Raw genomic sequence first — 8,750 nt, 5'->3', positions numbered from 1 at the left:
GTCTTGCTGAGGTGCGTATTATAGACGCTTTAATCTCAGTGTCAAGAAGTTATTTAGCTAACTTTATTTCAAGTGGTAAACCACTTCCACAAAGCTGCTCTTCTGTTCCGACTGGGACGCATTATACTCGTTTTCATGCAGCGGTCAAGGGCTTTGTCTAAACTGTTTTTATTATAAGCCTAAAGGTAACGATTGTTAGTCAATCTGCTCATCCATATATTAATCAATAAACCTTTATTACTGTCCTAATATTAGAACTAAAAAAGCCGCTTATGAATAAGCGGCTTTAAAGTCTACATACAATGGCTACTGTCGTTAACTGCTAGCTTTCGCCCTCATAGTACTAACGATACCTGATAGCGCATAGATAATACCTATAGCTAAAATACCAACCGGTATGTCATAGATCACAATACTCAGTACTAATACTGCAATAATTAAAGCCACAAAAGGGACTTTCTTTTTATCAAACTCTTTAAAGCTATAGTACTTAACATTACTGACCATTAGCAGACCACAGATGACTACCCAAGCGGCGAATGCAGCCATAATTAAATTATCCTGCTGGCCAATCCACTGGTTGTGATCGATAGCAACCATCACTGCTGCAGTAACTAAGATAGCGGCAAGCGGACTTGCTAAACCCACAAAATACTTTTTATCGACTATGCCAACTTGCACGTTAAAGCGAGCCAAGCGAAAGGCGCCGCAAGCCGTAAACACAAAAGCACAACCTATACCAATTCGACCTAACGGCTCTAAAGCAAAGCTATAAACCAAAATTGCAGGGGCAACGCCAAAAGCCAACATATCTGCTAGTGAGTCATACTGCTCACCAAACGGGCTTTGCGCATTAAGCATCCGCGCCACTCTACCATCGGCACCATCAAGGATCGCCGATAGAAATATCGCTAAAGCAGCCGGATAAAAATCACCTCTAGTACTGGCTAAAATAGAGAAAAAACCGGACAGTAGCGATAAAGTGGTAATAAGATTGGGAGCTAAGTAAACACCCCTACTCACTACTGGCTTTCCTTCAGCCACTTCAGTCTCAATAACCTCAAAGGTCAGACCATCATAATTATCGTTATCTGCTAAGCGTATATTGAACTCATTCTCATTAATGAAAGGCGGCTGAGTGGCCGCGCTATCACTAATATTATTTCGAGTGTCATGGGGTGATTGCTCAGTGCTCATAACCGTATCCTTATTAGCCTATTCGCCGACTAACCAGCGCACATTAGTAGCACTATCTGGTGACAAGTTAGGCGCATCAGCAACTTTTAGTATCGGCTGTAAGAAACGCAAGATTTCACGAGCGTGATTATCGAACTGCCAAGGTGGATTGATAATAAGCATACCAGTGCCGTTAAGACCAACAGCAATATCGTTAGGATAGATATTAAGCTCACAAATCAGCTGACGTCTCATCTCAGTACGTTTTAGCTTTTTATAAAATAGCTCAACAGCATCGATGTTCTTGATTGGAAACCATAAAGCATAAGTGCCTTGTGGCCATTTATTATAAGCAGTTACTAATAAATCGATAAGACGAGTAAAGTCTTTGTGTTCTTGCTCATACGGTGGATCCAATAGCACTAAGCCACGCTTTTCTTTTGGGGGAATGACTGCTGTAATACCTTCAAAAGCATCACGATGCTGAATACCAATCGGTAATCTATGTAGCTGATAGTTCAGTGCATCATACTCGCTAGCTTTAGCTTCAAAGGCTTCGCCGCGTACGCCAGCATCTGGATTGGTTTCAATATGATGACCAATCCACCACGGTGATCCCGGACAAACTTTAGTATCGTAAGTAAAACGAGCTTGCTTAACCCCTTCTACATACTGTTTGACAGCAGCAGGAGCTTTTTCGGTATCAGCATTCACTACAGCTTGAATACCACCTTTGGCTTCACCGGTTTTGCGGGCCTCTTCACTGCCAAGCGAATACAGTCCACGACCGCCATAAGCGTCTAACACATAAAAAGGCTTATTTTTTTGCCCTAATTGATTGAGCAATTGTATTAATAAAATGTGTTTGACCACATCGGCAAAGTTACCAGCGTGGTAGGCGTGTTTATAGTTCATAAGTTCAAAAGTTTAAATAAGAAAAATTGCATCTATGGTAGCATAGGATGGCTAAAAGATAACGCTGGTTTTGGTAAATAGGCGTGATTGAGCACCGATTGATGCCGCTAGAGATAAATAAAGGTCTAACAAGGGTAAAAATGAGCGTAATTGCCAGTAATCTAACTACTAATTTAACTACTAATTTAACTACTAATTTAAACAGTCATTTAAATAGTATAGACGCAAATCTTATAGAGCTAGCTATCGATCATCCGATAGGTGCTGATAATCCACCTTTGCTTACTCCTAGCCCTAACTGCAATAGCAAGCTCAGTCCTGATGCCCATTCAGCTATTAATTTTAATAACCCTACCCAGCAAGGACTACAAAGCTCTGACTTTTTAGTCGATTGGCAAAACAACCTTAACGATAGCCAACTTGATCAGTTAGTAAATGACGGTTGGATAGTTATTGATAAGGTTTTCACTGATAAAGCGCTACTGGCTCTACAATCCGAGAGTGGTTTTGTCGATTATCGTCAAGCCCAGCTGACTGCTGGTATTCGCCTCAGTGATATTCGTGGTGATAAGATTCGCTGGATCACTGAAGACTTTTTTGCTGGATCTTATTACCTACAAAGTATTAACCAGCTGGCCACTGTCTTCAACCGTAGTTTATTCGCCGGTATTCGCCATAGCGAAGCACATTATGCTTGCTACCCTAGCGGTTTTGGCTATCAATGGCATAGAGATAATCCTGCTAATCGCAATGAGCGTGTGATATCAGCAGTGCTTTATCTCAATGATGACTGGCAAGCCAAAGACGGTGGTGCCTTGGAAATAGTGGATAAGCATGGAATTCATCATCAGGTAATGCCCGTTGCCAATCGTTTAGTGGTTTTTGATAGCGACTTACATCATCAAGTACAAATCGCTCATCGCCAACGCTACTCTATCGCAACTTGGATGCGCCGTGATGGCTTAGTACCGTTTGTTGAAGAAGGCAGTTTGTAAATGCTGGACTGAGCACAGCCTACCAATTATTCATAGAGTGAGCTATGCACCTAGACTACACAAATTAAACGGGGTCATTTAGAGTATATCAACACTTTCATTTAAAAATAAAAGGTTCGACATGTCTAATACTAACAAGCAAGCAGTAACCCATCAACAAGCCACTATTGATCTTAGCATTACCTTGCTAGAACGTCCTTCAGTTACTCCTGATGATGATGGTTGCCAAGATATTTTATCAGAGCGTCTTACCCAGGCAGGTTTTGACTGCGAATTTATGTATTTTGGTGATAGAGATAAAACTGGCGAGCATGCCGAAGTCAAGAATTTATGGGCGCGGCGTGGCAATACAGATCCGGTGATTTGCTTCGCTGGTCATACCGATGTAGTGCCAACAGGCGATGAAAATAATTGGACTTATCCGCCATTTACCCCAACCTTAGCTGATGGCTACTTATGGGCACGTGGTGCTGCTGATATGAAAACTGGTATTGCTGCTTTTACGGTAGCCGCCGAACGTTTTGTCGCCAATCATCCCGAGCATAACGGCTCAATTGCCTTTTTAATCACTTCCGATGAAGAAGGTCCTTCTATCAACGGCACCGTTAAAGTCATAGAAGCTTTAGAGGCGCGTCAAGAGAAAATCACTTATTGCTTAGTCGGTGAGCCCTCTAGCACTGAGACTCTCGGTGATATTATCAAAAACGGTCGTCGTGGCTCTCTAGGGGCAGTATTAACTGTAACTGGCAAGCAAGGTCACGTGGCTTATCCCCATTTAGCCTGTAATCCTATCCATGCCGCCTTACCAGCATTAGCGCAATTAACCGCAGCGACTTGGGACGCTGGTAATGAGTATTTCCCTGCAACTTCCCTGCAAATCTCTAATATCAATAGTGGCACTGGGGCTACTAATGTCATTCCTGAAACTTTAGAGATGGTATTTAACTTTCGCTTCTCTACTGAAACGACTGAGGATGAGTTAAAAGCTAAGACTCATGCGATATTTGATGAGCACTTCGCAGATAGTAAGGCTGAATACGCAATCAATTGGAAGCTATCTGGTCAGCCTTTTTTAACTCCTGAAGGTAAGCTAGTATCGGCTTGCCAGCAAGCGATTAAATCTGTAACAGGCACTGACACTACCCTCTCCACTTCTGGTGGTACCTCCGACGGTCGCTTTATTGCGCCAACCGGAGCGCAAGTAGTGGAGTTAGGGGTGCGTAATGCCACTATCCATCAAGTCGATGAAAAAGTTGAGATTGATGATTTGGGTAAGCTTGCCCAGATTTATGAAGGAATTTTAGAAGGATTACTGTTAGATAAATAAAGCATTTTTCTAGTTTCTAGTTTCTAGTTTCTAGTTTAGTCGATGTTAAAACCGCTGTAAAACAAACTGAGCACTGATGGTTTGTTTTACGGTTTCATCTCAATCTTGCCTCCACATCCATTAGTGATATCTCTCATCTCTATACCTCTGTATACCTTCGCCTAAACCTTTGGCAACTAAATTTTTGTATAGACCATCGATATTGGAATGGCTAAATATTGCTATCGTATTGCAAACGATAATGATTGTTGTTAGTATTATTTCTTACAAATGTTTGGTTGTGATTAATAATAGCTAAATTTTAGCTATGCTTTTTTTAATAGTATCTAACTCCGGAGTTTATGAGATGCCCCACCCTTATCGATCTTGCACTTTATTTTTTTTAACGACCTTAGCGCTGTCTATGCAAACAGCATATGGTCAAGGTAAAAATAGTCAACAAGAAATGAGTAATGATGCAGGACTGTCCGTAACTTTGGATGAGATTACCATTATAGGTAGTAAAGATAATGTGCCACTGCTGACTGGCTCAGGTTATTACGTAGACCCAGAGCAATTAGAAAACGAACAGATTACTGATATCAATCAAGTGCTAAAGACCGTACCAGGTATTTATGTCTCTGAAGAGGATGGCTTAGGTTTACGGCCTAATATCAGTATCCGTGCTGGTATCGGTGGCCGCAGTAGTAAAGTGCATCTAATGGAAGATGGCGTACCTATCGCACCAGCACCTTATGCAGCCCCTTCCGCCTACTATCATCCTACTGCCATGCGCTTATCTGCTGTTGAGATTCTAAAAGGTGCGCCTCTCCTACGCTATGGACCACAAACGACTGGTGGCGTGATCAACTATCTATCGACAGCTATTCCTAATAAAAATGGCGGTCAAGCAACTGCCTCAATCAACGATCGTGGCGGCGTTGATATCCATGCTTATGCAGGCGGACGCCAAGGTGACTTTGCCGGTTCTGTTGAGACCGTACAGCAAAACGGCAAAGGCTTTAAGGAGATTGACGGCGAAGATATTGGCGACTATGACAATCAAGACTATGTACTAAAAGGACGCTATCAGCTAAGCCCTGCTCATAGTTTATTCGCTAAGGCTCAGTATTCTGACAAGTCTAGTGATGAAACTTATCTGGGACTAACAGATGCTGATTTTGATAAAAATCCTAATAGACGCTATGCGATGTCAAGTGTTGATAACATGCAAAACCAGCATACTGGACTGAACTTAAGCCATAACTGGTTAACAGATAATAATTCTGAGCTGCGTACAACGGCTTACTATAACAAGACCCATCGTAATTGGTACAAACTCAATGGCAATGTCATTAAGGCGTTTTATAAAGGTGATATTACTCAAGGTCAGCTAGATGGCACTGAAGATTTAGAAGGCATTCCGGTAAAAGCAAATGACCGTACTTACCATAGTACTGGCATCCAAACCAATTTTAACACTGATATTCCAACTGCTTATGGCGATCACAATATCGATGTAGGCGCACGCTTCCACCGTGACAAAGTGTCACGTTATCAACCAACGGATGTTTTTGATCAAGTCGATGGCCGTTTAGTCTATCAAAAAACTAAAGCCCCAAGCGCTAGTAATGATCGTCAAGAGACCGCTGATGCTACTAGCCTATGGCTCACTGACCGCTGGCAAGTCACTGACCCTTTAACTCTAAATCTTGCCTTGCGTTATGAGCACATCGATACTGAAGAGATAAGAGGCGTTAGCAGCGATAATAAGGCCATTAAAAACAATACTCAGTCTATCTTGTTGCCAGGTTTGTCCGGTAGTTATCAGCTTAATGATGAGCTGCAGCTTATAGCTGGAGTACACAAAGGCTTTAGCCCATTGGGCGCAGGGGTATCTGAAAATGATGCTAATGAGCCTGAAGTCAGTATCAACTATGAGCTTGGCACTCGCTATATTGAGGGTAATAACTATCTAGAAGCCGTTGGGTTCTATAGCGACTTTGATTCCGTCCTAAAAAACTGTTCTGAGAACTCGCCTTGTGATTTGAGAACCTCGGGTACTGAAAAAGAGAGTGGTTCAGCAGTAATTGCTGGTTTAGAGCTATCGGCAGGCACGAGCTTTGAGAGGTCCGGCTATAGCATTCCACTCAATGCCACTTTTACCCATACTCAAGCAGAGCTGAGCGAAGATTACGAAAACAACAGGGATGGTGATCGCCTGACTTTAGTACCCAAAAACCAAGCTAGCTTACGCGCAGGTATTGAGCTGGATTCAGGCTGGGACACCTACTTGACTGCAAAATACACTAGCGGCATCTGTGAGTCGGTAGGCTGTGAGCGTACTAATGAGCCACGTAGCGAAACAGAGTCACTACTCACTTTTGATGCTATCACTCACTTTCCTATAGGTTCTGACACTAAAATATTCGGTAAAATTGAAAACATCGCTGATAAACAAGTCATCGTCAGCCGCACCCCTTATGGTGCACGTCCTAACTTACCACGCACTTTTACTTTAGGCTTCAATAAAACCTTTTAATGGCTGTTAATAATAAGTTTTTTATTAAAAAGCCGCGACTAAAATAATAGTGGCGGCTTTTTTATGCTTAGAAACTTCTGCTACTACAGCCAATCTGCTGCATCAGTCCAGTTGATGGTTAGATGAACAAAAAAACGCCACCATAGCTTTAGCTAAGCTTTGCAGATAATCAGTAAAGATTACTTCTACTGGGGTTAATAGACTTATTCAACACCAATATAAAGATCAACTTGACCATACTCTAAATTACCATCGATATAACGCTCAAAATCAACGTTAAAAGAGCGGGTATGCTCACAGCTTGAGCTATTAAAATACTCAGAAACCTTCTCCCAAGCATTCATTACAGTATTAGGCATATAGCCTTCTTCAGAGAACAGCAAATACTTGCCAGCAGGAATAGTTACTGCCACTTTAGTACCATTATAAGCCGTAGTTTCTGTACCTGTCTCTTCGCTCTCACCTTCTTGACTACCTAATTCCCAACCAGCCACGACATCAAAAGCACCGATTTCATCATCACTCTCGTAGTTGTGGTAAATACCATAGATGTCAGCATTATCTATCAAAAGACCAGCTTGATCTTGATAAAACTTTTGCCATAATCGACCTAGTTTTGCCGTTTCATGGCTGATCTCAGCGATGTTGGTAGTACGAATGCTGATACCTTTACAAGCTAACGCTGTGGTTAACTCTTTAATTTGTGGAGTCATGGTGTTGCCTATCCTGTTTTTTTGTTTAGAGTAGTACTTATTGTAAAAAAATAATTAGAGCTCAGCAAAAATAGTAGAGAGATAACTAATCAGCTTCATCAATCCAGTTCATTTGAATAGACTCTAAGATGCCTTCATTTGATTTATTAGGATCATCATCAAAACCTTCAAGCTCAGTTATCCAGCGATGCAAATCGGTAAAGCGCACATACTGTGGATCAGTCTCAGGGAACTTTTCGTAGAGTTCGATGGCGATATCTAAGCTGTCTGTCCATTTTAATTTTTGCGGGGTCATAATAGCTCCTTACAGGTTAGTAGCTTTGGTAGAAATAGCTTAATAGCAATAGGGTGGAATTGATAGGCACCATCCTAACAAAATTCAGCGTCTACTGTATAGATAAGCTTAGCATCTAGACGACAGAAGAGTATCTTGCCCCATAAAAAACTCGTTATAAACAACTGTAGTTCATTGACCTTGCTAGTCTGACAAGGCAGCTGTGAGTATTAACGACTTTTAGGTAAGGCCTTAACCGCTACTTGGTGAGTATTCCACGACTTAATCACCTCAGTAAGCTGCTCCCCTAACATATCTAAGACACTAGGAGCACATTTACCTTGCTTGTTCATTAGCACAAACTTCGTCATGCCTACTGCCATCAATTGATTTTTTACTAGGAAACGATGCTCAAAGTAAACGTATTTGCTATCCCAGCCTGCCAGCATACTGTTTACCATCATTTTATCTAAGAACTTAATCTCTTTTAGGTAAACCACCTCTTGCATGGCGATGATCCATTGCAAACGCTCAGTGTCTTTTTGATGACAACAAGCCAGCAGCCAACGAGTGATATTGAGCTCAATAAAAGACAAATAGCGATAATTGGGCAGATGATTACGAAAGCCCATATCTTGTGGCAATACCCGATAGCTGCGTACCACTGGTGCAGTCAAAGTTTCCATGCTTAGTTTTTCAGTAATAGCTTGCTGCTTTAATTGCTGCTTAAGCAAGCTGGTCATAATAAAAAAACGCAGTAACATATTCATAAGTAATATTCTTATTAACTAGTATAAGGGGTGCTAAAAAAGTATAACTGTATTTAGGA

At 41.5% G+C, this 8,750-nt stretch carries 8 protein-coding genes; 3 read left to right on the top strand and 5 right to left on the bottom strand.

The features are described 5' to 3' along the window. Positions 1 to 315: 315 nt before the first annotated feature. The gene (gene pssA / locus KZA12_RS11815) at positions 316 to 1,197 is read right to left on the bottom strand and encodes a CDP-diacylglycerol--serine O-phosphatidyltransferase (protein ID WP_218690351.1); all 882 of its coding nucleotides are present in this window, start codon (positions 1,195 to 1,197) and stop codon (positions 316 to 318) included. An 18-nt stretch (positions 1,198 to 1,215) separates the two neighbouring features. Continuing rightward, positions 1,216 to 2,091 (bottom strand): 23S rRNA (adenine(2030)-N(6))-methyltransferase RlmJ, encoded by an 876-nt coding sequence (locus tag KZA12_RS11810; protein ID WP_201623070.1) that lies wholly within the window; start codon positions 2,089 to 2,091, stop codon positions 1,216 to 1,218. A 140-nt stretch (positions 2,092 to 2,231) separates the two neighbouring features. Between KZA12_RS11810 and KZA12_RS11805 the strand changes: the two genes are divergently transcribed. From KZA12_RS11805 to KZA12_RS11795, 3 genes are all read left to right on the top strand, one after another. Next, the gene (locus KZA12_RS11805) at positions 2,232 to 3,086 is read left to right on the top strand and encodes a 2OG-Fe(II) oxygenase (RefSeq protein ID WP_218690350.1); all 855 of its coding nucleotides are present in this window, start codon (positions 2,232 to 2,234) and stop codon (positions 3,084 to 3,086) included. A gap of 121 nt (positions 3,087 to 3,207) precedes the next feature. Then, entirely contained in the window at positions 3,208 to 4,413 is a 1,206-nt protein-coding gene (gene dapE / locus KZA12_RS11800; RefSeq protein WP_218690349.1) for a succinyl-diaminopimelate desuccinylase, read from the top strand. Positions 4,414 to 4,816: 403 nt separating this feature from the next. Continuing rightward, positions 4,817 to 6,934 (top strand): TonB-dependent receptor domain-containing protein, encoded by a 2,118-nt coding sequence (locus KZA12_RS11795; protein WP_218690348.1) that lies wholly within the window; start codon positions 4,817 to 4,819, stop codon positions 6,932 to 6,934. A gap of 203 nt (positions 6,935 to 7,137) precedes the next feature. Here KZA12_RS11795 and KZA12_RS11790 read toward each other — a convergent pair whose 3' ends face one another. From KZA12_RS11790 to KZA12_RS11780, 3 genes are all read right to left on the bottom strand, one after another. Further along, positions 7,138 to 7,647, bottom strand: coding sequence for a GyrI-like domain-containing protein (locus KZA12_RS11790; protein ID WP_201623066.1), 510 nt, complete (start codon positions 7,645 to 7,647; stop codon positions 7,138 to 7,140). 85 nt (positions 7,648 to 7,732) lie between these two features. After that, a complete protein-coding gene (gene iscX / locus KZA12_RS11785; protein WP_201623065.1) occupies positions 7,733 to 7,942 on the bottom strand; it encodes a Fe-S cluster assembly protein IscX in 210 nt (69 codons plus the stop codon). Between the two features lie 209 nt (positions 7,943 to 8,151). After that, positions 8,152 to 8,691: a thioesterase family protein gene (locus KZA12_RS11780; protein ID WP_218690347.1), complete on the bottom strand. Its 540-nt coding sequence runs from the start codon at positions 8,689 to 8,691 to the stop codon at positions 8,152 to 8,154. Positions 8,692 to 8,750 lie beyond the last annotated feature (59 nt).

Source organism: Psychrobacter sp. BF1, from assembly GCF_019279065.1.
Taxonomy (GTDB): Bacteria; Pseudomonadota; Gammaproteobacteria; order Pseudomonadales; family Moraxellaceae; genus Psychrobacter; species Psychrobacter urativorans.
Note: the sequence above shows the minus strand (reverse complement) of the source record. Positions and strands in the feature narration are given on the sequence as shown.

What these genes read in the sequence shown, in the direction of transcription:
- pssA (WP_218690351.1), bottom strand. Translation starts at nt 1,197, where the DNA reads ATGAGCACTGAGCAATCACCCCATGACACTCGAAATAATATTAGTGAT.
- KZA12_RS11810 (WP_201623070.1), bottom strand. Translation starts at nt 2,091, where the DNA reads ATGAACTATAAACACGCCTACCACGCTGGTAACTTTGCCGATGTGGTC.
- KZA12_RS11805 (WP_218690350.1), top strand. Translation starts at nt 2,232, where the DNA reads ATGAGCGTAATTGCCAGTAATCTAACTACTAATTTAACTACTAATTTA.
- dapE (WP_218690349.1), top strand. Translation starts at nt 3,208, where the DNA reads ATGTCTAATACTAACAAGCAAGCAGTAACCCATCAACAAGCCACTATT.
- KZA12_RS11795 (WP_218690348.1), top strand. Translation starts at nt 4,817, where the DNA reads ATGCAAACAGCATATGGTCAAGGTAAAAATAGTCAACAAGAAATGAGT.
- KZA12_RS11790 (WP_201623066.1), bottom strand. Translation starts at nt 7,647, where the DNA reads ATGACTCCACAAATTAAAGAGTTAACCACAGCGTTAGCTTGTAAAGGT.
- iscX (WP_201623065.1), bottom strand. Translation starts at nt 7,942, where the DNA reads ATGACCCCGCAAAAATTAAAATGGACAGACAGCTTAGATATCGCCATC.
- KZA12_RS11780 (WP_218690347.1), bottom strand. Translation starts at nt 8,691, where the DNA reads ATGAATATGTTACTGCGTTTTTTTATTATGACCAGCTTGCTTAAGCAG.